Annotated in this window: 21 protein-coding genes; 16 read left to right on the top strand and 5 right to left on the bottom strand. The window is 71.8% G+C overall.

Annotation, left to right across the window (positions count from 1 at the left end):
* Window positions 1-15 precede the first annotated feature (15 nt).
* The 4 genes from ACIBVP_RS41290 to ACIBVP_RS41275 all read left to right on the top strand — a co-directional run bounded on the left by ACIBVP_RS41290 (window position 16) and on the right by ACIBVP_RS41275 (window position 3,737).
* On the top strand, window positions 16-939 hold the full coding sequence (locus tag ACIBVP_RS41290) for a polysaccharide deacetylase family protein (protein WP_396112035.1): 924 nt from the start codon (window positions 16-18) through the stop codon (window positions 937-939).
* 104 nt (window positions 940-1,043) lie between these two features.
* Window positions 1,044-1,361 carry a hypothetical protein gene (locus ACIBVP_RS41285; protein ID WP_396112034.1) on the top strand — a complete coding sequence of 106 codons (318 nt, stop codon included), beginning with the start codon at window positions 1,044-1,046 and terminating at the stop codon, window positions 1,359-1,361.
* A 118-nt stretch (window positions 1,362-1,479) separates the two neighbouring features.
* Window positions 1,480-2,991 (top strand): ATP-binding protein, encoded by a 1,512-nt coding sequence (locus ACIBVP_RS41280; protein ID WP_396112033.1) that lies wholly within the window; start codon window positions 1,480-1,482, stop codon window positions 2,989-2,991.
* Window positions 2,991-3,737: a response regulator transcription factor gene (locus ACIBVP_RS41275; RefSeq protein WP_396112032.1), complete on the top strand. Its 747-nt coding sequence runs from the start codon at window positions 2,991-2,993 to the stop codon at window positions 3,735-3,737. Before ACIBVP_RS41280 ends, ACIBVP_RS41275 begins: the two co-directional genes overlap by 1 nt.
* Here ACIBVP_RS41275 and ACIBVP_RS41270 read toward each other — a convergent pair.
* Window positions 3,662-4,333 (bottom strand): hypothetical protein, encoded by a 672-nt coding sequence (locus ACIBVP_RS41270; RefSeq protein WP_396112031.1) that lies wholly within the window; start codon window positions 4,331-4,333, stop codon window positions 3,662-3,664. The genes ACIBVP_RS41275 and ACIBVP_RS41270 overlap by 76 nt on opposite strands.
* A gap of 194 nt (window positions 4,334-4,527) precedes the next feature.
* On the opposite strand from ACIBVP_RS41270, the gene ACIBVP_RS41265 reads away from it, so the two are divergent.
* The 4 genes from ACIBVP_RS41265 to ACIBVP_RS41250 are packed head-to-tail and all read left to right on the top strand — an operon-like array spanning window position 4,528 to window position 9,702.
* A complete protein-coding gene (locus ACIBVP_RS41265; RefSeq protein WP_396112030.1) occupies window positions 4,528-5,913 on the top strand; it encodes a rhodanese-like domain-containing protein in 1,386 nt (461 codons plus the stop codon).
* Window positions 5,910-6,485 carry a rhodanese-like domain-containing protein gene (locus tag ACIBVP_RS41260; RefSeq protein WP_396112029.1) on the top strand — a complete coding sequence of 192 codons (576 nt, stop codon included), beginning with the start codon at window positions 5,910-5,912 and terminating at the stop codon, window positions 6,483-6,485. Before ACIBVP_RS41265 ends, ACIBVP_RS41260 begins: the two co-directional genes overlap by 4 nt.
* A gap of 5 nt (window positions 6,486-6,490) precedes the next feature.
* On the top strand, window positions 6,491-7,354 hold the full coding sequence (locus tag ACIBVP_RS41255) for a sulfite exporter TauE/SafE family protein (RefSeq protein WP_396112028.1): 864 nt from the start codon (window positions 6,491-6,493) through the stop codon (window positions 7,352-7,354).
* An 11-nt stretch (window positions 7,355-7,365) separates the two neighbouring features.
* Window positions 7,366-9,702: an aminotransferase class V-fold PLP-dependent enzyme gene (locus tag ACIBVP_RS41250; RefSeq protein ID WP_396112027.1), complete on the top strand. Its 2,337-nt coding sequence runs from the start codon at window positions 7,366-7,368 to the stop codon at window positions 9,700-9,702.
* On the opposite strand, the gene ACIBVP_RS41245 is transcribed toward ACIBVP_RS41250, so the two are convergent.
* On the bottom strand, window positions 9,689-9,955 hold the full coding sequence (locus ACIBVP_RS41245; RefSeq protein WP_396112025.1) for a metal-sensitive transcriptional regulator: 267 nt from the start codon (window positions 9,953-9,955) through the stop codon (window positions 9,689-9,691). The two genes, ACIBVP_RS41250 and ACIBVP_RS41245, sit on opposite strands and share 14 nt — an antisense overlap.
* A 157-nt stretch (window positions 9,956-10,112) precedes the next feature.
* Between ACIBVP_RS41245 and ACIBVP_RS41240 the strand changes: the two genes are divergently transcribed.
* From ACIBVP_RS41240 to ACIBVP_RS41215, 6 genes are all read left to right on the top strand, one after another.
* On the top strand, window positions 10,113-11,150 hold the full coding sequence (locus ACIBVP_RS41240; protein WP_396112024.1) for a zinc-dependent alcohol dehydrogenase family protein: 1,038 nt from the start codon (window positions 10,113-10,115) through the stop codon (window positions 11,148-11,150).
* Between the two features lie 30 nt (window positions 11,151-11,180).
* Window positions 11,181-12,548, top strand: coding sequence for a wax ester/triacylglycerol synthase domain-containing protein (locus tag ACIBVP_RS41235; protein WP_396112023.1), 1,368 nt, complete (start codon window positions 11,181-11,183; stop codon window positions 12,546-12,548).
* Window positions 12,545-13,441, top strand: a complete 897-nt coding sequence (locus tag ACIBVP_RS41230) for a hypothetical protein (RefSeq protein ID WP_396112021.1) — start codon at window positions 12,545-12,547, stop codon at window positions 13,439-13,441. The genes ACIBVP_RS41235 and ACIBVP_RS41230 overlap by 4 nt, the downstream gene beginning before the upstream one ends.
* A 114-nt stretch (window positions 13,442-13,555) precedes the next feature.
* Window positions 13,556-13,852 carry a 2TM domain-containing protein gene (locus ACIBVP_RS41225; RefSeq protein ID WP_396112020.1) on the top strand — a complete coding sequence of 99 codons (297 nt, stop codon included), beginning with the start codon at window positions 13,556-13,558 and terminating at the stop codon, window positions 13,850-13,852.
* Window positions 13,853-13,870: 18 nt separating this feature from the next.
* Window positions 13,871-14,854, top strand: coding sequence for a DUF3048 domain-containing protein (locus ACIBVP_RS41220; RefSeq protein ID WP_396112019.1), 984 nt, complete (start codon window positions 13,871-13,873; stop codon window positions 14,852-14,854).
* Window positions 14,855-14,875: 21 nt separating this feature from the next.
* Window positions 14,876-15,751, top strand: coding sequence for a DUF302 domain-containing protein (locus tag ACIBVP_RS41215; protein ID WP_396112018.1), 876 nt, complete (start codon window positions 14,876-14,878; stop codon window positions 15,749-15,751).
* Window positions 15,752-15,757: 6 nt separating this feature from the next.
* On the opposite strand, the gene ACIBVP_RS41210 is transcribed toward ACIBVP_RS41215, so the two are convergent.
* The 3 genes from ACIBVP_RS41210 to ACIBVP_RS41200 are packed head-to-tail and all read right to left on the bottom strand — an operon-like array spanning window position 15,758 to window position 18,827.
* On the bottom strand, window positions 15,758-16,561 hold the full coding sequence (locus ACIBVP_RS41210; RefSeq protein WP_396112017.1) for an ABC transporter permease subunit: 804 nt from the start codon (window positions 16,559-16,561) through the stop codon (window positions 15,758-15,760).
* The gene (locus ACIBVP_RS41205) at window positions 16,558-17,439 is read right to left on the bottom strand and encodes an ATP-binding cassette domain-containing protein (RefSeq protein ID WP_396112016.1); all 882 of its coding nucleotides are present in this window, start codon (window positions 17,437-17,439) and stop codon (window positions 16,558-16,560) included. Before ACIBVP_RS41205 ends, ACIBVP_RS41210 begins: the two co-directional genes overlap by 4 nt.
* Complete coding sequence (locus tag ACIBVP_RS41200; RefSeq protein ID WP_396112047.1) at window positions 17,436-18,827, bottom strand: DUF4389 domain-containing protein; 1,392 nt, start codon at window positions 18,825-18,827, stop codon at window positions 17,436-17,438. Before ACIBVP_RS41200 ends, ACIBVP_RS41205 begins: the two co-directional genes overlap by 4 nt.
* 187 nt (window positions 18,828-19,014) lie before the next feature.
* Between ACIBVP_RS41200 and ACIBVP_RS41195 the strand changes: the two genes are divergently transcribed.
* Together ACIBVP_RS41195 and sulP are read left to right on the top strand one after the other, a co-directional pair.
* Entirely contained in the window at window positions 19,015-20,025 is a 1,011-nt protein-coding gene (locus ACIBVP_RS41195) for an Acg family FMN-binding oxidoreductase (protein ID WP_396112015.1), read from the top strand.
* The gene (gene sulP / locus ACIBVP_RS41190) at window positions 20,022-21,698 is read left to right on the top strand and encodes a sulfate permease (RefSeq protein WP_396112014.1); all 1,677 of its coding nucleotides are present in this window, start codon (window positions 20,022-20,024) and stop codon (window positions 21,696-21,698) included. The genes ACIBVP_RS41195 and sulP overlap by 4 nt, the downstream gene beginning before the upstream one ends.
* Window positions 21,699-21,773 lie beyond the last annotated feature (75 nt).

The raw sequence follows: 21,773 nt of genomic DNA, 5'->3' as shown, positions 1-21,773 counted from the left end.
CTGGAGGTGAGTGTCGTGATCAGATGGCTGGGAACGCATCGCATCGCGGCGACGAGCATCATCGTCGTGGTGGTCGCGGCGGTCGCGGTGGTGCTGACGGTGGTGTTCACCCGGGAGTCGGGCACACGACCACCGAACGCCGCGCCGACCGCGACCACGACGACCACGACGACCACGAGTACGACGACCACGACGGCAGGGCCGACCACGACGACGAGCCGATCGGCCTCGACCACGATCACGCGGCCACCGACGACGAGCACGACGGCGCCGACGACCGCGCCGCGGCCGCCGTTCCCGCCCGGGTTGCGCGGGCAGGATGTCGAGGTGGTGCCCACCAGCAGCAAGGTCGTCGCGCTGACCTTCGACGCGGGCGCGAACTCCGCGGGACTGCCCAAGATCCTGCGGGCACTCGCCGACGCGCACGTGCGGGCGACGTTCTTCCTCACCGGCACCTGGGCGCGCGGTAACCCTGCCGGCGTCGCCCAGATCGTCTCCGCGGGGCATCGGGTTGGCAACCACACCATGACCCACCCGCACATGACGGGCCTGTCCGCGCCGCTGATCGCCGACGAGGTGGTCGGCGCACAATGGGCCATCCGCCAGGTAGGCGCCGATCCACGGCCGCTGTTCCGGTTCCCGTTCGGCGAACGCGACGCGCGCACCATCGATGCCGTGAACGAACTCGGCTACCTCCCGGTCCGTTGGACCGTGGACACCCTCGGCTGGAAAGGCACCAGCGGCGGGATCACCCCGGAACTGGTGACCCAACGCGTGCTCACCGCACTGCGACCTGGCGAGATCGTGCTGATGCACATCGGCGGCAACCCCGACGACGGGTCCACACTGGACGCCGACGCCCTGCCGGCCACGATCAGCGCCATCAAGGCCGCCGGCTACCAGTTCGTGACACTGGACATCCTGCTCCGGCAAACCTGACGCCCTCCTCGGCACACGACCACGAAAGTGCACACCATCTGCACCTGGCGGACACGTGACGTGCTGACCGGCGCGGTGCACTGGGCCGTGAGGAGGTGAGAACGATGACGAAGACGAGAAAGGCCCTGCTCGTGGCGCTGCCGACGGTAGCGCTGGTGATCGTGGGCGGCGTCGGGATCGCGGCCGCGACCACACCGCCGCCGACCGCCCCGTTGACCGAACAGGAACTGGTCACCACCACCGTGCGGCAGCAGGCACCGGCCTACGGCGACCAGGTGCGGCTCGGGGAACAAGACCGGCTGCGGCTGCGTGACGGCACCTGCGACGGGACGTACGACACGCTCCAGAACCGGGATCGGCTCCAGGAGCACGACCCGATCCGGCTCCACGACCGCGTGCACGACCGGCCCGGCGGTTGGTGAGAGTCCAAGTCGGTGCACGAACCAGGGACGCCAGGCCACACCAGTGCCCGACGTCCCTGGCACGGCCACCGTTTCGTGGTCGTACTGGTCGCGGGCAGCGGATGACGAGGTGGGCGCGATGCGTGGGAGCAGAGGGTTCGGCACGTTGCGGTGGCGGCTTCTCGCGGCATTCCTGGCGGTGGCGGTCGTCGCGGTGGGGCTGCTCGCCGTGTCGGCCGCCGTGTCGGTCGACCGGCACAGCACGACCATCGCCGAGCAGCAACGCGACCGGCTGCGCGAGGAGATCGCGGAGGTGCTGGCCGCGGCGTACGTCGCGGGCAGCGGTGACTGGCAGGCGGACGACCTGGCGGTGGCGGCTGCCCTCGCCGATACGGTGGACACGACGGTCGTGGTCGCGGACGGCCACGGCCGCGAGGTCGCGCGGCTCGGGGGCGGCGACCACGGCGCGCAGCACACGACCCCGCCGGTCGCACCGCGCGAAACGCACGCGCGCACCAGGCTGCCCGCATCCGAGCCGCACGGCGACCACGACGAACCCGCCGGCAGCGGCGCCACCCGCGAGACGGCATGGGGTGTCGCGGCACCCGTGCCCGCCACTGACGCTCCGGTCGGGACCGCGTCGGAGACGATCCCGATCGTGGTAGACGGCAGGCGGGTGGGTACCGCACTGCTCACCCTTCCTGCCGACGAGCCGGTCGCGGTGGCGGCCGCACGTACCGCGCTGCTCGGGCAGGTGGGGCTCGGCGCGGTCGCGGCAGTTCTGGTCGCCGCGGTCGCGGCGTTCTTCGTCTCGCGGCGCCTGTCCCGGCCGCTGCTCGCGCTCGCCGACGCCACCCGGGCCTTCGCCGACGGTGACCAGAACGCCGGCGCGCGGCTGAGTCCCGCACCGGGAGAGCTCGGCGCGGTCGCCGAGGCGTTTACCGAGATGGCCACGACCGTCCGACGGCAGGACGAGTTGCGGCGCGCGGTGGTCGCCGACGTCGCCCACGAGCTGCGCACCCCCGTCACGATCCTGCGCGGGCAGACGGAGCAACTCCTCGACGGCGTCGCGGCACCCACCGAAGGGCACCTGGTCTCCCTGCACGACGAGGTGCTGCGACTGGAACGACTCACCGACGACCTCGTCACGCTTTCGTCAGCCGACGCGGTCGGCCTCGCGCTGCGGCTCGAGCCGGTGGACCTCGCCGCGCTCACCCGGCAGGCGGTCGAGGCGATACGCACCCGGTTCACCGACGCTGAGCTGTCCGTGGACGTCCGGGCGGACGAGGTGGTCGAGGTGGCAGGCGACGGGACCCGCCTCACGCAGATCATCACCAACCTGCTCACCAACGCGGCGAAGTTCACCCCGCCCGGCGGCCGGGTCACCGCCACGACCGCCCGGTCCGGAACCGACGCGGTGCTCACCGTGACCGACACGGGTCCCGGCATCGCGGAGGACGAGCTGCCGCACGTGTTCGACCGGTTCTGGCGCGGTCGCGCGGCACGCGGCCGCGGTGGCACGGGGATCGGGCTCGCGGTGGTGGCCGCACTCGTCCGGGCCCACCACGGAACTGTCACGGCGGGTAGCGCGGCCGGAGGCGGTGCGTGCTTCACCGTTCGGCTTCCCGGTCCGGAGCGGCACAAGGGGTGATGACCATGTTCACCGTGCTCGTCGTCGAGGACGAACGCAAGATACGCGACCTGCTGCGCGCCTACCTGGAACACGACGGCTTCTCCGTGCTGTCCACCTGGTCCGGCGGCGAGGCGATCACCCTCGCGGCGCGGGCGGCACCTGACCTCGTGGTGCTCGACCTGCGGTTGCCCGACGTGCCAGGCGAGGAGGTCGCTCGCGAGCTCCGCCGCACCTCCGAGGTCCCGATCCTCGTGCTCACCGCGAAGACCGCGACCGAGGACCGCATTCACTGCCTTGAGCTGGGGGCCGACGACTACCTCACCAAGCCCGTCAGCCCGCGTGAGGTCGTCCTGCGCGTGCGGGCCATCCTCCGCCGCCTCCACGGCGGCACGAGCGAGGAACAGCCCCGGTCCTACGGCAGTGGCGAGCTGCTGCTCGACCGGACTCGTCACACGGTCACCGTCCGGGGGCACGCGGTCGAACTGACCAACACCGAGTGGTTGTTGCTCACCAGCCTCGCGAACGTGCCGGGCCGGGTCTACTCCCGTTACGAGCTGATCAACCGCACCCGCGGCTACGACTTCGAAGGCTACGAGCGGGCCATCGACTCCCACGTCCGCAACCTGCGGCACAAGGTCGAGGCCGACCACCGCCACCCGCGGATCATCGAAACGGTCATCGGCGCCGGTTACCGGCTCGGGCTCCACGCCGACCGCAGCATCCCGACGGCGACGGAGCCCAGCCACACCACGAACACAGGGTAGACGACGAAGGTCACCCAGCCGCCCGGCGCGAGTGGGCCGCTGTCCGCGAGCACACCGATCCACGCGACCAGGTGCAGTGCGGCCGTCCCCATCGAGAACCAGCCGACCCAGGCCGGGAACACTCCTGACCGCAACGACAGGACGCCGACCCCGGCAACCATCACCACCACCGGGACGGCAGCGATCGTCGCCAGTGTCAGACCGATGTCGTTCACCACCACGGCCACCATCGGGTCGAGTCCGTCGGCCGCCGCTCGCGCCAACGCGATCTGGGGTGCCTGCACGGCGAGGTTCAGGACGATCCACGCGATTCCCGCGGCGTACACGATTGAGGACACCCGTTCGGTGTGGCCCTCGGCCCGTGCGAGACGACCGCGCAGCCCCACGAAGAACCACAGGAAGATCCCCGCACTGAGCACGAACAACAGGCTCTGCACCAGCAACGCGGACCGGTTCGCGACGTAGAACTCGACCACCTCCGCCGCCGACGGGTCCGGGTCGGGCGTACTGCGCTCGAACACCCCCGCGACGCCGGCGACCGCCAGCGCCACCAGACCGCTCACCGCGCTCAGCCGCTCCCACATCTGTCCACGCATGCGTCAAGGCTCGGCCTCGAAACCGTGCCGGACGAGAGCCCTTCGGTGCGCGCACCGAAGCACAAGGTCAGCCCGACGCGACGACAGCCATCGGACACATACCCCCGGGGGTACTCGACGCCACCTCGAGCCGAAGGTTATGGTGGAGCGGTAGATACCCCCAGGGGTATATGGACAATGAGAGGAATCCCGCAATGCCTATCGACGTCGAGGTCGTGGCGACCTCGTCATTGGGCGATCGCAGTTACCTCGCGCACGACGGGCGGGTGGCCGTGGTGGTCGATCCGCAGCGCGACATCGACCGGGTGCTGCTGCTCGCAGGCCGGCTCGGTGTGCGCGTCACCCACGTCGCGGAAACACACCTGCACAACGACTACGTCTCCGGTGGCCTGGCGCTGGCCAGGGTCACCGGCGCGGCCTACCTCGTCGCGGGCGGCGAGAAGGTCGGGTTCGACCGGGTCCCGGTCGCCGACGGCGACGAGATCGCGGTGTCCGACCGGATGCGCCTGCGCGTCCTCGCCACGGCAGGACACACGTTCAACCACGTGTCCTACGTGCTGGACGGCCAGGAGGGACCGGAAGGCGTGTTCACCGGCGGCTCCCTGCTGTTCGGCTCGACCGGCAGAACCGACCTGCTCGGGCGGGAACACGCACACGACCTCGCCCACCACCAGCACACCTCCGCGCGGAGGCTGGCGGACGTGTTGCCGGACGGCGCGCGGGTGTGGCCGACCCACGGCTTCGGCAGCTTCTGCTCGGCCACCCAGTCCGACGCCACCACGTCGACCATCGGCCGCGAAAAGGCCGCGAACCCCGTGCTGCGCCTGGAGGCCGACGACTTCGTCGAGACCACCCTTGCCGGGCTGGACGCCTACCCCGCGTACTACGCGCACATGGGCGTGCGCAACGCCGACGGCGCCGACCTGGTCGACCTGACACCGGTCCGCACCGCCGACCCGGCCGAGCTGCAGGCCCGGCTCCGGGCGGGTGAGTGGATCGTGGACCTCCGCTCCCGCACGGCGTTCGCGCGCCGCCACCTCACGGGCACGGTCAGCATCGGGCTCGACGGTGCCATGTCGACGTGGGTTGGCTGGCTCGTGCCGTGGGACGCGCCGATCACGTTGCTCGGCGACACCGCGGACCAGGTCGGCGAGGCCCAGCGCGAGCTGGCCAGGATCGGCATCGACCGCCCCGTCGCCGCGGCGACCGGGCAGCCGGACCGGTGGGCGGGCGGCGACGAGGCGCGGCTCGCCGACCTCACCACGGCGACCTTCGCCGACCTCGCCGCCGCAGGAGCGGGCCGCACGCCCGGCGAGCCGCCTCACCCGGACGTCGTCCTCGACGTGCGGCTCACCGGAGAATGGCGCGCGGGCCACCTCGACGGCGCGGTGCACATCCCGCTGCCGGAGCTGCCGGCGCGGATCGGCGACGTGCCGGACGGTGTCGTGTGGGTGCACTGCCAGTCCGGCTACCGCTCCTCGATCGCCGCGAGCCTCCTCCTCGCCGCGGGCAGGCGCGTCGTCTCGATCGACGACGACTTCGACGGCGCTGCGAAGGCGGGACTGGCGGTCGTGCGATGACGAGACCACCCACTGTGGATGTCCCGGCGCTGCGCGAGTCGATCGCCGCCGGGACGGCTCCCCGGCTGATCGACGTCCGGACTCCCGGCGAGTTCGCGGCCGCCCACATCGAGGGCTCCTACAACGTCCCGCTCGACCTGCTGCGCGAGCACCGCGCGGAACTGCGCGGCCATCTCGACGAGGACGTCGTGCTGATCTGCCGGTCCGGCAACCGCGCCGCGCAGGCGGAACAGGCTCTCGCCGCCGCCGGGTTGCCGAACCTGCGGCTGCTCGCGGGCGGCATCACCGCGTGGGAAGCGGCAGGAGCGCCCGTGCGCCGGGCACAGCCGAGGTGGGACCTCGAACGCCAGGTCCGCCTTGCGGCGGGCGGCCTCGTGCTCGCCGCGGTCCTCGCCGGCACCGTGTTCCCACCCGCGACGTGGGTCGCCGCCCTCGTGGGCGGCGGGCTCGTGGTCGCCGCCATCACCGACACGTGCCTGTTGGGCAAGCTGCTCACCGCACTGCCCTACAACCGCGGACCGCGCACCACCGTCGCCGCCGTCGTGGCCGCGCTCGCCGTGGAACGGGGCTGAGCACCGTGCTCGCGGCCACTCTCGCCGCCGCCGCACTCGTCGGGGTCGCTCTCGGCGTGCTCGGCGGCGGCGGGTCCATCCTCACCGTCCCCATCCTCGTCTACCTCGCCGGCCTGGACGCCAAGCAGGCGATCGCGATGTCGCTGTTCGTCGTCGGTGTCACCAGCGCTGTCGGCGCCATCCCGCATGCCAGGGCCGGAAGGGTGAGATGGCGCACCGGGCTCGTCTTCGGCGTCACCGCGATGGTCGGCGCCTATGGTGGCGGCCGGCTCGCCGCGTTCATCCCGGGCGCCTGGCTGCTCGCCGGGTTCGGCGTGATGATGGTGGCCACCGCGGCGGCGATGCTCCGCCGGACCCGCCCCGCACGCGAGCCTCACCTCGACCTGCCAGTCCTCCTCGTCGTCGCAGAGGGCATCGTGGTCGGCGCGGTCACCGGTCTCGTCGGCGCGGGTGGCGGTTTCCTCGTCGTGCCCGCGCTCGTTCTGCTCGGCGGCCTCCCCATGCCGGTCGCGGTCGGCACTTCCCTCGTGGTGATCGCCATGAAGTCGTTCGCCGCCCTCGCGGGCTACCTGTCGACCGTGCGGATCGACTGGGCACTCGCCATCGCCGTTACCGCCGCCGCTGTCGCAGGCGCCGTCCTGGGAGGCCGGCTCACCGGCCGCATCCCCGAACACGTCCTGCGCACGAGTTTCGGGTGGTTCGTCGTCGTGATGGGCACCTTCGTCCTCACCCAACAGGTGCCTGCCGCCTGGTGGCCGCTCGTCGTCGCCGTCGCCGCGGGCGTGCCGACGACCGTCGCCATCCACCGGCGAGCACGGCCCCGAGCTGACCCCAGTGGAACTGTACCCCCGGGGGTATCATCTGGTTAGAGGTGATCGCTGTGGTCCTCCCCGTTGTGCGGTACGCGCTCGCCGTCGTGGCACACCCCGATGACGAGTCGTTCGGACTTGGCGGTGTGCTTGCCCGGCTCGGCCGCGATGGGGCAGAGACCGCGGTGTTGTGCTTCACCCACGGCGAGGCGTCGACCTTGCACGGCGACCGGACCGACGACCTCGGGGAGGTCCGCGCCGGGGAGTTCGCAGCGGCCGCGGCGGTGCTCGGCGTGGACAACAGCCTCCTGCTGTCCTACCCGGACGGGGCGCTCGCTGGTGTCGGCCTCGGGGAACTGGTGGCGCACGTCGAGAATTTCGCGGCCCGGCTGCGTCCCTCACATCTGCTGGTGTTCGACGAGGGCGGCGTGACGGGACATCCCGATCACCGGCGCGCCACTCTCGCCGCCGTCGCGGCGGCTGCCCGGATGGACCTACCGGTGCTGGCGTGGACGCTCCCGGCCGCGGTCGCAGGTGCGCTCAACGAGGAGTTCGGCACCGCCTTCACCGGACGTCCGCCCGAAGAGATCGACTGGGCGGTGCCGGTGGACCGGCGCAGACAGTGGCGGGCGATCACCGCCCATGCGAGCCAGTCCTCCGACAACCCGGTGCTGCACCGGCGGCTCGCCCTGCTCGGCGACACCGACCACCTGGTGCGGCTGTCGCCGCTGCCGGAACGCGTCACGCAGACGTCCATGTTGGACCGTGTCCGGCAGGGCCTCATCGGTGACGGCGAGGTGCTCGACGGACCGTACGGGCCGCGGCGGATCGTCTACGCCGACTACACCGCGTCCGGCCGCTCACTGGACTTCGTCGAGGACGTCATCCGCCGCCGCGTGCTCCCCCGCTACGCCAACACCCACACCGAGAGCTCCGGGACCGGGCTGTGGACCACCCGTCTGCGTGAGCAGGCGCGGCGGCTGATCCGCGACAGCGTCGGCGGCACCGACGAGGACCTGGTGATCTTCACCGGCTCCGGCGCCACCGCGGCGGTGAACAAGCTCGTCGGCATCCTGCAGCTGCGAGACCACGCCGAACCGCTACCCGCTGCCGAGCGCCCGGTGGTGTTCGTGGGCCCGTACGAGCACCACTCCAACGAGTTGCCCTGGCGGGAGTCGATCGCGGACGTCGTGGCCATCGACGAGGACCCGGACGGTCACGTCGACGTCGAGCACCTGCGCCGCGAACTCGTCCGCCACGCGGACCGGCCGTTGCGGATCGGCAGCTTCTCGGCCGCATCCAACGTCACCGGCGTGCTCACCGACGCCGACCGGATCGCGGCGTTGCTGCACGAACACGGCGCGCTGTCCTTCTGGGACTACGCGGCCGCAGCACCCTATGTAGCGATCAGGATGCGACCGAGCGCACCAGGCAGGAACGACCACAAGGACGCGATCTTCCTGTCCCCGCACAAGTTCGTCGGCGGGCCGCAGACCCCTGGCGTACTCGTGGTGCGCCGCGAACTGGTGCGCAACCCGGTGCCCACCGTGCCGGGCGGCGGCACCGTCGCCTACGTCGACCCGCTCGGGCACCGCTACCTCGACGACCCGGTCGCCAGGGAGGAAGGCGGCACACCGGCCATCGTGGAGTCCGTCCGCGCCGGACTCGTGTTCGCCGTCAAGGACGCGGTCGGAACCGACGTGATCAAGGCGAGTGAACAACGCCTGTGGCGCACGGCTGTGTCCCGCTGGTCCCACCACCCGAGCATCCACGTGCTCGGCAACGCGCGGGCCGAACGACTGTCGATCATCTCGTTCCGCGTCCTCGCGGGCGAGAAGTTCCTACATCACAACTTCGTCGTCGCCGTGCTCAACGACCTGTTCGGCATCCAGTCCCGTGGCGGCTGCTCCTGCGCGGGCCCGTACGGCCACCGTCTGCTCGCCATCGACACCGCGCACTCCCACGCCTTCGAAGACGAGATCGAACGCGGTTGCGAAGGCATCAAACCCGGCTGGACACGGATCAACTTCAACTACTTCATCACCGACACCGTCCGCGACTACCTCATCGACGCCGTCGAACTCGTCGCCGAGCACGGCCACCGGCTGCTGCCCGACTACCGGTTCGACCCGCACACCGGGCTCTGGCACCACCACGCCACGGCGCCGGACCCCGCCGGCCTGCCCGATCTGCGACGTGAGATCACCGCCGCGGTCCCCGGTCCGCCCGGTGCGGCGGCTGGCGAGGACGTGCTGGCGACCCAGCTCGCCACGGCCAAGTCGGTGCTCGCCGCGCACCCCGACGACGTGCCGGACGGGCCGACCGGGCTCGACGCGCGGTTCGAGGCGCTCCGCTGGTTCGTCCTCCCGGCGGCGTGCATCGCCACCGAGACGGTCACGCCAGGCTGAGGAACAACTTCTCCAACTGCTCGCGGTCGGCCTTCGCCTGCTCCGAACCGTCGGACACGCACTTCTCGAGGCCGCTCGCGATCAGCTTGAAGCCCGCTCGGTCCAATGCCCGCGACACGGCTGCCAGCTGTGTGATCACGTCCCGGCAGTCCCGGCCGGACTCGATCATCTGGATCAGGCCACCGACCTGGCCTTGCGCCCTGCGCAGGCGCTTCACCACGTCCGACAGGACGTCCTCGCTCAACTCCACCATGCCTCCCTCATTACCCCCCAGGGTATCGCGTCCTGGCGCCAGGTGGCGTGAGCGCTGCCTTTGGCCCCGGCGAAAGGGGACCTTCGACTGCGGATGCGGATGCGCTCCGATGGTGAGCCTGTCTGTGGAGTACACGCGCGACATCACAGGAGGAATCATGAAAGCGCTCGTCTACGGCGGCCCTGGAAAGCGCGACTGGCGGGACGTGGCGACACCGACCCTGATGGATCCGACCGACGCGATCGTCCGGGTGGATGCCGTCACGATCTGCGGGACGGATCTGCACATCCTGAAGGGTGACGTCCCCGAGGTCACGCCGGGCCGGATCCTCGGTCACGAGGCGGTCGGCACGATCGAGGAGGTCGGCGCCGCGGTCACCACGGTCAAGGCGGGCGACCGGGTGCTGGTGTCCTGCATCAGCGCCTGCGGACGCTGCCGGTACTGCCGCGCCGGCGCCTACGGCCAGTGCCTCGGCGGTGGCGGCTGGGTCCTGGGCCACCTCATGGACGGCACCCAGGCCGAGTACGTCCGGGTGCCGTTCGCCGACACCTCCACCTACGTGCTGCCCGAGCAGGTCAGCGACGAATCCGCGGTGCTGCTCGCCGACATCCTGCCCACCTCGTACGAGGTGGGGGTCCGCAACGGCCGGGTGCAGCCCGGGGACACCGTGGTCGTCGTCGGGGCGGGGCCCATCGGGCTGGCCGCGATCACCACCGCCCAGTTCTACAGCCCGAGCCACATCGTCGCCGTCGACCTCGCGCAGTCGCGACTGGACGCGGCCAAGCAGTTCGGCGCGGACGTCGTCGCGAAGACGGGGCACGACGCCGCCGTCGCCGTCCGGGACCTCACCGGCGGGCTCGGCGCCGACGTCGTGATCGAGGCGGTCGGGGTGCCGGAGACGTTCGAACTCTGCACCACCCTGGTCCGGCCGGGCGGCCACGTCGCCAACGTCGGCGTGCACGGCAAGCCCGCCACGCTGCACCTGGAAGAGCTGTGGATCCGCAACGTGACGGTCACGACCGGTCTGGTCGACACGTCCAGCACCCCGATGCTGCTGCGCATGCTCGCGGCGGGGCGCATCGACCCCGGCCGTTTCATCACCCACCGCTTCGCGCTCGACGAGATGCCCGCCGCGTACGACGTGTTCTCCCGGCCGCAGGAGTCCGGCGCGCTGAAGGTGGTCCTCACCCGGTAGCGACGAGCAGACGTTCCCAGGGAGCACGCCATGGGCGCACAGAACGAGTTCATGCGAGCCAGTGACGCCTTCTCCTGGTACCAGGAGGCGGACCCGGCCATGCGGGCGACGATCGTGTCGATCGTGTGGCTGGACCGGTCACCGGACTGGGAACGGCTCGTCGAGCGGGTGGAGGCGGCGACCCGGCTGGTGCCCCGGCTGCGCCAGCGGGTCGCCGAACCCCCGCTGCGGATCGCGGTGCCCAGGTGGGAGACCGACGAGGACTTCGACCTGTCCTGGCACCTGCGCCGGACCAGCGCCGACACCCACGACGCGGTGCTCGAGGCGGCCAGGATCGAGGCCATGACCGGCTTCGACCGGGCCCGTCCTCTGTGGACCTTCACGCTGGTCGACGGTCTCCAGGACGGCGGCGCCGCGCTGATCATGAAGATGCACCACGCGCTCACCGACGGTGTCGGTGCGGTCCGCTTGGCGCCGACGTTGTTCGACACCGTGCCGGAGCCCGAGTTCGTGCCACACCCGGGAGAACCCGGCAGGGCGAACGGCGGCGCGCTCCTGCCGGCGGCCATCCTGCACACGGCCGGGCAGCTGACCGGTCTCGCGCGCGAGGTGGTCACCGCCGCGGGGCCGGCCGTGTGGCGACTACTGCGCGACCCCGTTGGCGGCGTGCGCACGGCATGGGACACCGTGCAGTCGATCGGCAGGACGGTCGCACCGGTGACCGACATCCGTTCCCCCGTCATGCGCGGTCGTGGGCTCGGCCGTCACCTCCACGTGGTCTCCGCCGGTCTGAACGACCTCAAGCACGCCGCCCGGACCACCGGTGTGACCGTCAACGACGCGTTCCTGGCCGCCGTCACCGGCGGCATGCGCCACTACCACCACAAACACGACGCCCCCGTGGACGAGTTGCGGGTGACGATGCCCGTGAGCATCCGCACGGCCACCGATGCCCTGGCCAGCAACAGGATCACGCTCATGCGGTTCCTCGTCCCCGTGGCGGAGGCCGATCCCGCGCGGCGGATGCGCTTGATCGACACCCGCGCGAGATCCGCCCGCACCGCCCGCTCCCTCGGCTTCACCGACGCCATCGCCGCCGGCCTCGACCTGCTGCCCACCGGTTTCGTCGGGGGCATGCTCAAACGCGTCGACTTCCTCGCCAGCGACGTGACCGGCGTGCCGGTGACGACCTACCTCGCCGGCGCGGAGGTGACGGCTCACGCGGCGTTCGGCCCGACCATGGGCTGCGCGGCCAACCTGACGCTCATGTCGTACGCCGGTACCTGCCACATCGGCGTCAACCTCGACACCGCCGCCGTGCCGGACCCGCCCGTCTTCATCGACTGTCTGCGCCGCGGCCTGGCCGAAGTGATCGCTGTAGGAGGTGTCACACCGTGACCAGTCCCCCCGAACCCGGACGTCCGCCGTCGTGGCGTCGCTGGCTGATGGCCGGTGTCGCCGCGGTGGCCGTCAGCGGCGTCGTCACCGCGGTCGTCCTGGTCGCGAACCACGACCAGGAGACAGGAACGCCCGGCGCGTCCCCGACGACGACCACGTCCGCCACCACGCCGCCGCCGAGCCAGAACACACCGTCGTCCACGACGACCTCGACGACGACCTCGACGGTGGCCCCGCCGCCCGGTCCGACCACGTCGAACCCGCCGACCGCGTCGACGAACCTCGCGCGCTTCTTCGCCGCCGCGGACAAGCTCGACCGGCAGCTGCGCACGGCGGCCGCTGCCATCAACGGTTCCGGCCCACCCTGGAAGGCGGTCAGCGAACCCGTGGCGAAAGCGGTGCGTACCGCCGACCTGGCGCCCGTCGCGACCGCGATCCCCGCCGGTCTGCCCCGTGCTCTCCTCCGCTCGGTCGTCCTCGTCTACAGCGACCTGGCGTCGCGGCGGTACGCCATGGCCGACTTCAGTGTCGCCACCACCATCGACCCCGGCACCTACCCCAACAGCGGCGACCTCCTCCGCGCACTCGGCAACGGGCACGCCGCGGCGGCCCGCTTCGCCGGGGATCTCGCCGCGACCCGCGCACTCGCCGGCAGAACACCGGCGGTGACCGCCCCGCCCGCGAGCTCACGGGCGGCCGCGGAGGTACTGCTGTACGCGCGGTACGTCGAAGGCGTCAACGGCGGGTGCGGCAGCCGGGGTGGCGAGGTCATGACCGAGCTCCCGGCCATCGTGTGGGACGGTCGGCCCGGCAACGGCACGATCGGCACCGCACCGTTCACCGCCGCGCTCGGCGCCAACGGCACCTGGCAGGTCCGCCTCAACGCCTGCTGATCCCGGCCGCACTCAGGGACTTCGGTCCTCCTCTCCGCCTACCGAGGTCTCTGTGACCGCGGGCGAAGGCGTTCGACGCTCGAGGTGACAGTCGAGTTCGAGGAGGTGTGAGCCATGACCGGCACACCGGCAGACGTTCGCACGGTCGCACGCAAGCGGCTCGAGGAGCGACGTGGGTTCTTCCCCCACCTGATCATGTATGTCGTCGTGAACGCGGGACTGGTCGTCATCTGGGCGGCGACCGCGCCGGACTCGTTCTTCTGGCCGGCCTTCCCGCTGCTGTTCTGGGGCGCCGGGCTGCTGATGCACGCGTGGAACGCGTTCTTCACCAAGCCGATCACCGAGACCGAAGTGGACAGTGAAGTGGCCCGCCTCGGCCGTCCGGTGACCGGGCACGACGAGGACTCGTGACGAGGAGGCGATGAGGCCATGACAGGGCGGGCCCGCAAATGGCTCGCGTGGGAGATCGGTGCGGCGCTGGCCGTGATCGCGGTCGTGGCGGCGATCGTGGTGGTGGTCGACCGGGGTGACGGGACGATGTCTCCTGCCGCTCCCCCGGCCACCTCACGGTCCACCACCACACCGGCGCCGGCGGCACCGCTGACCGCACCCGCGCTGGCTGTCAAGATCGACAATGTGCCGTCGGCACTGCCGCAGACCGGACTCGGCTCGGCCGACGTGGTGTACGTCGAACCGGTCGAGGGCGGGCTGACGCGGCTCGTGGCCGTGTACACCGGCACGCCGCCCGCGGTGATCGGCCCGGTCCGCAGCGCCCGGCGCACGGACATCGAACTGCTCGGCCAGTACGGCACGCCGGTGCTGGCCTACTCCGGTGCGGCGCCTGAGCTGCTGCCCGCACTGCACGGAGCCCGCCTGGTCAACGCGGCACCCGCACAGGCGGCGGCCGCGTACTACCGGGACTCCGATCGCCTGGCACCGCACAACCTCTACGTGCGACCGGCACGGCTGCCTGACGGGGCGCGGGGTCCCTCGGTCGCTCCGCTGCGCTTCGGCCCCGCGCCCGGCGCCGGCGAACCGACCGTGACCGAGGAGGTGCGGTACCGGGCGGCGAGCTTCGCGTTCACCTGGTCGGCGGCCGACCGGCGGTGGCTCGTGTCGATGAACGGGGCACCGCTGGTGTCCACGGACACCGGCCGCGTCACCGCGGCGGACGTCGTCCTGCAGCAGGTCGAGGTCACCACGAACGAGGGGATCGAGGACGCCCGCGGCACCGTCTCGCCGGTCGCGCGCACCGTCGGCAGCGGACCGGTGGTCGTGCTGCGTGACGGTCTGCGCTTCCCGGGCACCTGGACCAGGACTGCCGTGCGATCGCCCACCACCTTCCACACACCGGACGGCAGGGAGCTGCCGCTCGCGTACGGCCCGGTCTGGGTGCTGCTGATCCCCTCATGAACCTCTCTGAAGGAGCACGTCATGCCCTATGACATCGAGATCACCGAAACCGTGCCCGGCACGGTGCTCGAGCTGCGGCGCGTGGTGCGGCCAGAGCACATCGGCGAGGACATCGGCGCCGGGCTCGCCGAGCTGTACACGCAGGTGACCGCAGCCGGACTGCACCCGGTGGGCCCACCCGCGGTGACGTACCTCGACATGCTGGTCCCGGGCCAGCCGGTGGACATCGACCTCGGCGTCCCGATCGCACCCGGCGCGGGAAAGGCAGAGCCCGGCGGCGGCGCACGTGTCGTGGGCAGGCACTCCCGTCCCGCCGCGCGGACGGTCCACCACGGTGACTACACCGGGCTCGGCGCCGCGTACGAGGCACTCACGGAGTGGATCTTCAGCCACGGCTACCGGACCGTGGGACCGCCAACCGAGACCTACCTCGCCGGGCCGGACACCGTGCCCGACCCGGCCGGGTACCGCACCGAGATCTCGATCCCGGTCATCCAGTCGATCGGGCTGTCGGTCCGGATCCCCCACGACTTCGCCACCGCGGTCACGCGGACCCGCGATGCCCTGCGCGAGCAGGGTTTCGGGGTGCTGACGGAGATCGACCTCAGCGCCACGTTGCACGACCGGACCGGCGCCGAGCTGGAGGACTTCCTCCTGCTCGGGGTCTGCGACCCTCGACTCGCCGAACGCGCGCTGGCCGTCGACCGGCAGGCCGGGCTGCTGCTGCCGTGCACGGTCGCCGTCCGCGCCGACGGCGACGCGACCGTGGTGGAAGCGCTCGACCCCGCCATCCTGGTGCACGCCTCGGGGATCCCCGACCTCGAACCCGTGGCCACCGAGGCCCGCACCCGGCTCGCCTCGGCGCTCCGTGCGGTGGCCTCGGTGCCACAGGGATGAGCAGGGTCAGCGGATCGTGATGTCCCTGCGCTCGAACACCGGCAGCGCGGCCGCGACGAACACCACCGCGGCGGCGGGCATCCACAGGAACGCCCAGGTGAGCCCGCCGCCGAGGGGGCCGGCCGCCAGGGCCTGGTCGAACGGCGAGAAGCCCTGCCAGCCCTTGAGTTCGGTGACCAGCCCGCCCGCCGCGTACAACACGTAGGCGGCCACGGCCGCGGCCGACGCGACCGCGTTCGCCACCACGTGCCTGCCGGTGACCGCGCCGACCGCGAGGGCGAGCCAGCCGAACTCCAAGCCCAGCAACACCATCGCCACCGAGCCCGCGGCCGCCTGGCCCGGCGGAACGTCCAGGTCGAACAGTGGCGAGCACACCGCGACGGCGAGGAACAGCACCACGCCCAGGGCGACCACCCCGGTCGCGAGCGCGGCCGCGCGGTGCAGCACCAGGCTCGTCGGCGAGACCCTGGTCATCAGCAGGACCTCGAGCGTGCCCGCCTCCTCCTCGCCCGCGACCGACCGCGCTCCCCTGCCGATCCCGTACACCAGGAACAGGATCGGCAGCATGAGGCTGTACAGCTCGCCGTTGAGGAAGCCGGTGCCGGTGCCGAACTGGTCCAGCTTGAACAGCTCCTTCATCGGCTCCGGGTAGCCCGCGACGAACTCGGCGAGGTTGCCCATGTCGCGGACGGTGGGCCACAGCGCCGACTCGAGCAGCACCAGCACCACCAGGCCGACGCTCCAGCCGACGAGCGCACGCCGCTGGTCGCGCAGTGTCTTGGTGAAGACGTTCGTGAGCACCGCCCTCACGCCTTTCCGTAGTAGGTCAGGAAGATCTCCTCGAGATCCGGCTCGTGGCTGACCACGCCGGTGATCCGGTACGGCGCGGCGACGGCGAACAGCTCGGCCGTCGACCCCTCGACGACCAGCTGCACGCCCGATCCGTTCGCGTGGACCTCGGTCACACCGGGCACAGCGCGCAGCCGCTCGGCAGGCACCTCGCCCTCGAACGTGAGGTCCAGCCGCCGCAACGCCTTCGCCTTCAGCTCCGCCACCGACGCGACCTCGACGAGCCCGCCTTCGCGCAGGATGCCGACCACGTCGGCGACCGCCTCGACCTCGGAGAGCACGTGCGAGGACAGGAAGACCGTCTTGCCCGCCTGCCGTGCCTCACGCAGCATCCCCAGGAACTCCCTCTGCACCAACGGGTCGAGGCCCTGCGTCGGTTCGTCGAGGACCAGCAGCTCCGGATCGTGCTGGAAGGCCTGCGCGATGCCGACCTTCTGCCGGTTGCCGTGGGACATCGCACCGACGACCTGACCGAGGTCCAGGTCGAGCCGCTTCGCGAGCCGGGCCGTGCTCGACGGGTCCACCCCGCCCCGCAGGTTTCCCATGTACCGCAGGTAGTCCCCGGCGGTGAGGTCCGGGTAGGCGACGAAGTCGCCGGGCAGGTAGCCGATCCGGGACTGGACCGCCTCCCGGTCGCGCACCACGTCGGCGCCGAACACCGTGGCCCGCCCGCTCGTGGGGCGCAGGAGCCCGGCGAGGATCCGGATGGTGGTGGTCTTCCCTGCGCCGTTCGGGCCGAGGTAGCCGAAGAGCACACCGGCGGGCACGTCCAGGTCCAGTCCGGTCAGCGCCGGCCTGCGGCCGTACCGCTTGGTCAGCCGTTCCGTGTGGATGATCATCGTTCCTCCGTCGCCACGGGTCTGCGCGGGCGGGCGGACAGCGCGATGAGGAGCGCGCCACCGACGAGGAAGACGGCGCCGACGGACAGGGTGGTGACCGCGATCGGCGGCAGTGCCGGTGCGGTGGCGCCGACCGCGACGTCCGCGCGCACGTCCGGCCGCGCGTCGGCGTTCATGACCACGAGCGACCAGTCCCCCGGCCGCGGTGTCCAGTCGAGGGTGAGGGTGCCGGTGCCGGTCGCCTGCTCGGTCCAGATGCGCAGGCTCCCCGGCGTGTCCGGTGGTCGCATGCCACGCAGGTGCGCACCGGCCGCCATCGGCCGGTAGCCCCGGTGGTCCCGGTAGTCGTCGAACCTGCGGTGCGGCACTCCGCCGAGGTAGCGGTCGACGTCGGCGGTGCGGGCGATCCCCGCGAACAGCGGTCGGCCGTCCACATCGGACACATCGACGCGGATGTCACCGAGGATGTCCCGCGCCCACGGCCAGTCCTCGTCGGCAGGTGCCAGGTCGCGGGCGTCGAACCGCAGTGCGTAGCCGCCGTCGTCGAACCGCTCCACCGGTGTGGTCACGTAGCCGGCCGAGTCGCGCTGGGACTCCAGCCACAACAGCCCGCCACCGGCTCCCGCGCCGCCGAGCCCGACGAGCAGCAGCAGCGCGCCGACGATCACCCCCGCCGTACGTCCCGCCGATCCCGCGGGCTGCGCGACCTGCTTCTCCTGCTCCGGTTCCTCGGTCGCCGCCGGGTCCGCGCCGCCCAGGTCCAACCGGAAGGGCGGGTACTCGTCGGTCATCAGCGCCGCGTAGGCGGCGACCCGCAGCACCCACCGGTTCATCCCGACGACGAGGTCGAAGATGCCGCGCGGGTAGCGGCCGGTGAACAGCAGCGCCACCCCGGCGAACAGGGTCAGCAGCGCGACAAGCCCGCCGTCGAACCCGAGCCAGCCCTCGCCCCACTGCCACAGCACGTATCCGCCGCCACCGGCGAAGAAGGCGACGACCAGGTAGTGGGGTATCGCGAGCAGCCACCACTTCACCAGCGCCAGCCCACGCGAGAGCCGTTCCGGGTAGGCGACGTCCAGCGTCGCCGGGTAGTCCGGCTCCTGGCCGAGGCTGAACGGTGGGTACCGGTCGGTGGCCAGCGCGCCGTACCCGTAGCACCACACGCGCCACGTCCAGCGCATGACGCCGAGGTTGAAGTCGAACAACGCCCTCGGGTACCGCCCGGTGAACAGGATCGCGACCAGCGCGACGAGGGTGACCACCGGGAACGCCACCCACAAGAAGAACAACACGATCGCGTGCGGCACCAGCAGGAGCCACTTCACCAGCCACAGCCAGCGACTGGGTGCGTCGTCGAGCCTGGCGGCCAACCGCACCGGAGACGTCATGGTGATCACGGCCTTTCCTCGGACGGACCTGCCTCCACCGTCTGCGATGGCACCGCTGGCGCACAGAGTCCGTGGGACGCGCGCGGCGGGCCTTTGGTCACGGCGGGCCGGGAACTTGAGCACTGCCATCGACCGCCAGGAAGGGCGACTGTGACGACACGTGCTCGAGAAGCGAGGAGGCCGCACGATGAACGAGCGGACACCCGACACGCACACGGTGCTCGACGCGATCACACTGGCCAACCGCGCGCCGTCGGTGCACAACACCCAGCCGTGGCGGTGGCTGCTCGGTGACGAGACCATCCACCTGATGGCCGACCGGAGCCGAGGACTGCCCGCGACCGACCCCGATGGGCGGGACCTGCTGGTGTCCTGCGGCGCCGCGCTGCACCACCTGCGCCTGGCGCTGGGAGCGCTCGGCTGGCGCGCGATCGTGCACCGCCTCCCGAACCCCGCCGATCCCGACCACCTGGCGGCGGTCGAACTGGCACCGAAGACACCGTCCACCGAGGACATCACGCTCGTCGGCGCGATCTCACGCAGACGCACCGACCGCCGCCGCTTCTCGTCGTGGCCGGTGCCGGATGGACACCTCGACCTCATGGTCCGCAGGGCGGGAAAAGCGGGCGCACTGCTCGTCCCGGTCACCGGCCGCATCACCCGAAGGCAGCTCATCCGGGCGATCGACCAGGCGGCGGGCGCCCAGGACCACGACCCCGCGTACGCCGAGGAACTCGCCACGTGGACCGGGCGCAGCCGCCTGTCCCGCGACGGCGTGCTCACCACGAGCACCCTGCCGGAGCAGCACACCCACGGCGACACCGCCATGCGCGCGTTCCCCGTCGGCACGCTGCCCGACGCAGAGACCGGCAGAGGCGAGCGCGACGCGGGCGAACTGCTGGTGCTCGCCACCACCGACGACGACCTCGTGTCGGTGCTGCGGGCCGGTGAGGCGGCCAGCGCCGCGCTCCTCACCGCCACCCACCTCGGGCTGGCGACCTGCCCGCTCTCGCAAGCGCTCGAGGTCGAGGACACCAGGAGCCTGATCCGCGCCCAGATCCTCGACGACGTGGCGTTCCCGCACCTGATCCTGCGCGTCGGCTGGGCACCCATCGCGGCGCCGCCGCCACCGGAAAGCCACCGCAGGGCGACGAGCGACACCGTCGAGTACCTGCCCGGCACCCGACACACCCCTTGACCGCGCGTGCCGTCCCGCGCGGGATGCGGCTGCTCCGCGATTACCGGCGCGGCTGGCTACGACCGGACGTCCTCGCCGGTGTCACCGTAGCCGCCTACCTGATCCCGCAGGTGATGGCGTACGCGGACGTCGCGGGCCTGGCGCCCGAGGTCGGACTGTGGACCATCGTCAGCTCCCTGCTGGTCTACACGGTGTTCGGGTCGTCACGGCAGCTGTCGGTGGGACCGGAGTCGACGACCGCACTGATGACTGCGGTGACGATCGCCCCGCTGGCGGCAGGCGACCCTGCCCGGTACGCGGCGCTGGCCGCCGTGCTCGCGCTGCTCGTGGGGGTGCTGTGCCTGCTCGGCGCGGCCGCACGGCTCGGCTTCCTCGCGGACCTCCTGTCGCGGCCCGTCCTCGTCGGCTACATGGCCGGGGTGGCCGTCCTCATGATCGTTGGCCAGCTCGGCAAGGTCACCGGCCTGCCGCTCGACGGTGGCTCCGTCGTCGCCGACCTCCGCGCTTTCGCCGGGCAACTGGACCAGGTCCACCTCCCCACGGTGCTGCTCGCAGCCGGGGTGCTGACCTTCCTGGCCGTGGGTGGGGCACTGGCGCCGAAGCTGCCGGTCCCGCTGATCGCCGTGCTGCTCGCCGCGGTCGTGACCGCGCTGTTCTCCCTGCGGGACAGCGGTGTCCAGGTGATCGGCACGATCCCGGCCGGCGTCCCGGCTCCCGGGCTGCCCGCGGTGTCCGGTGCGGACGTCATGGAGTTGCTGCTGCCCGCCGTCGGGGTCGCGGTGGTCGGTTATTCGGACAACGTCCTCACCGCGCGGTCCTTCGCCATCCGGAACGACTACCGGATCGACGCGAACAGCGAACTGCTCGCGCTCGGCACCGCCAACATCGCGGCCGGAGTACTGCGGGGGTTCCCGGTGAGCAGCAGCGCGAGCCGCACCGCCATCGGCGACAGCCTCGGCAGCCGCTCGCAGGTCCACTCCCTCGTCGCGGCCGGCGTGGTCGTGCTCGTGCTGCTGTTCGGGCGCCCGCTGCTCGCCACGTTCCCCTCGGCGGCACTGGGCGCCCTCGTCATCTACGCCGCCACGCGGCTCGTCGAACTCGCGGAATTCCGCCGCATCGGCGCGTTCCGCCGCAGCGAACTGGCACTCGCCCTGGCCACGACCGCGGGCGTGCTGCTGCTGGATGTGCTGAACGGTGTGCTGTTCGCGATCGGACTGTCCATCCTGGACCTGCTGCGGCGGATCGCGCGCCCGCATGACGGCATCCTCGGTGAGGCGCCCGGCGTGGCCGGGATGCACGACATCGACGACTACCCGATGGCCACCCGCATCCCGGGACTGGTCGTGTACCGCTACGACGCCCCGCTGTGCTTCGCCAACGCCGACGACTTCCGGCGCCGTGCACTGGCCGCCGTCGAGGAGTCCCCCACCCCGGTCGCGTGGTTCCTGCTCAACGCGGAGGCCAACGTGGAGATCGACATCACCGCGGCCGACGCGATCGAGGATCTGCGTGCGGACCTCACGCGGCGCGGCATCGTCTTCGCGATGGCCAGGGTCAAGCAGGACCTCCGCGCCGAACTGTCGGCCGCCGGGCTGGTCGAGCGTATCGGGGAGGACCGGATCTTCCCGACCCTGCCGACCGCGATCGCGGCCTTCCGCGAGCACGTCAGGTGACGATCGCGCGACGTCGGCGATCCAGGGACGTAGGTCTCGGGTCCGGAGGGCCAACGCCTCCGGCGAGCCGCAGGA

It is taken from the genome of Actinophytocola sp. NPDC049390 (genome assembly GCF_044466355.1).
In the GTDB taxonomy this organism is placed as follows: domain Bacteria; phylum Actinomycetota; class Actinomycetes; order Mycobacteriales; family Pseudonocardiaceae; genus Actinophytocola.
The sequence above is the reverse complement of the archived record's forward strand: the minus strand, read 5'-3'. Positions and strand labels throughout refer to the sequence as shown.

Coding starts and splice junctions, on each gene's coding strand:
- ACIBVP_RS41260 (WP_396112029.1), top strand. CDS start 5,910: ATGACGAGACCACCCACTGTGGATGTCCCGGCGCTGCGCGAGTCGATC.
- ACIBVP_RS41270 (WP_396112031.1), bottom strand. CDS start 4,333: ATGCGTGGACAGATGTGGGAGCGGCTGAGCGCGGTGAGCGGTCTGGTG.
- ACIBVP_RS41235 (WP_396112023.1), top strand. CDS start 11,181: ATGGGCGCACAGAACGAGTTCATGCGAGCCAGTGACGCCTTCTCCTGG.
- ACIBVP_RS41215 (WP_396112018.1), top strand. CDS start 14,876: ATGCCCTATGACATCGAGATCACCGAAACCGTGCCCGGCACGGTGCTC.
- ACIBVP_RS41245 (WP_396112025.1), bottom strand. CDS start 9,955: ATGGTGGAGTTGAGCGAGGACGTCCTGTCGGACGTGGTGAAGCGCCTG.
- ACIBVP_RS41265 (WP_396112030.1), top strand. CDS start 4,528: ATGCCTATCGACGTCGAGGTCGTGGCGACCTCGTCATTGGGCGATCGC.
- ACIBVP_RS41220 (WP_396112019.1), top strand. CDS start 13,871: ATGACAGGGCGGGCCCGCAAATGGCTCGCGTGGGAGATCGGTGCGGCG.
- ACIBVP_RS41200 (WP_396112047.1), bottom strand. CDS start 18,827: ATGACGTCTCCGGTGCGGTTGGCCGCCAGGCTCGACGACGCACCCAGT.
- ACIBVP_RS41275 (WP_396112032.1), top strand. CDS start 2,991: ATGACCATGTTCACCGTGCTCGTCGTCGAGGACGAACGCAAGATACGC.
- ACIBVP_RS41285 (WP_396112034.1), top strand. CDS start 1,044: ATGACGAAGACGAGAAAGGCCCTGCTCGTGGCGCTGCCGACGGTAGCG.
- ACIBVP_RS41225 (WP_396112020.1), top strand. CDS start 13,556: ATGACCGGCACACCGGCAGACGTTCGCACGGTCGCACGCAAGCGGCTC.
- ACIBVP_RS41195 (WP_396112015.1), top strand. CDS start 19,015: ATGAACGAGCGGACACCCGACACGCACACGGTGCTCGACGCGATCACA.
- ACIBVP_RS41240 (WP_396112024.1), top strand. CDS start 10,113: ATGAAAGCGCTCGTCTACGGCGGCCCTGGAAAGCGCGACTGGCGGGAC.
- ACIBVP_RS41205 (WP_396112016.1), bottom strand. CDS start 17,439: ATGATCATCCACACGGAACGGCTGACCAAGCGGTACGGCCGCAGGCCG.
- ACIBVP_RS41280 (WP_396112033.1), top strand. CDS start 1,480: ATGCGTGGGAGCAGAGGGTTCGGCACGTTGCGGTGGCGGCTTCTCGCG.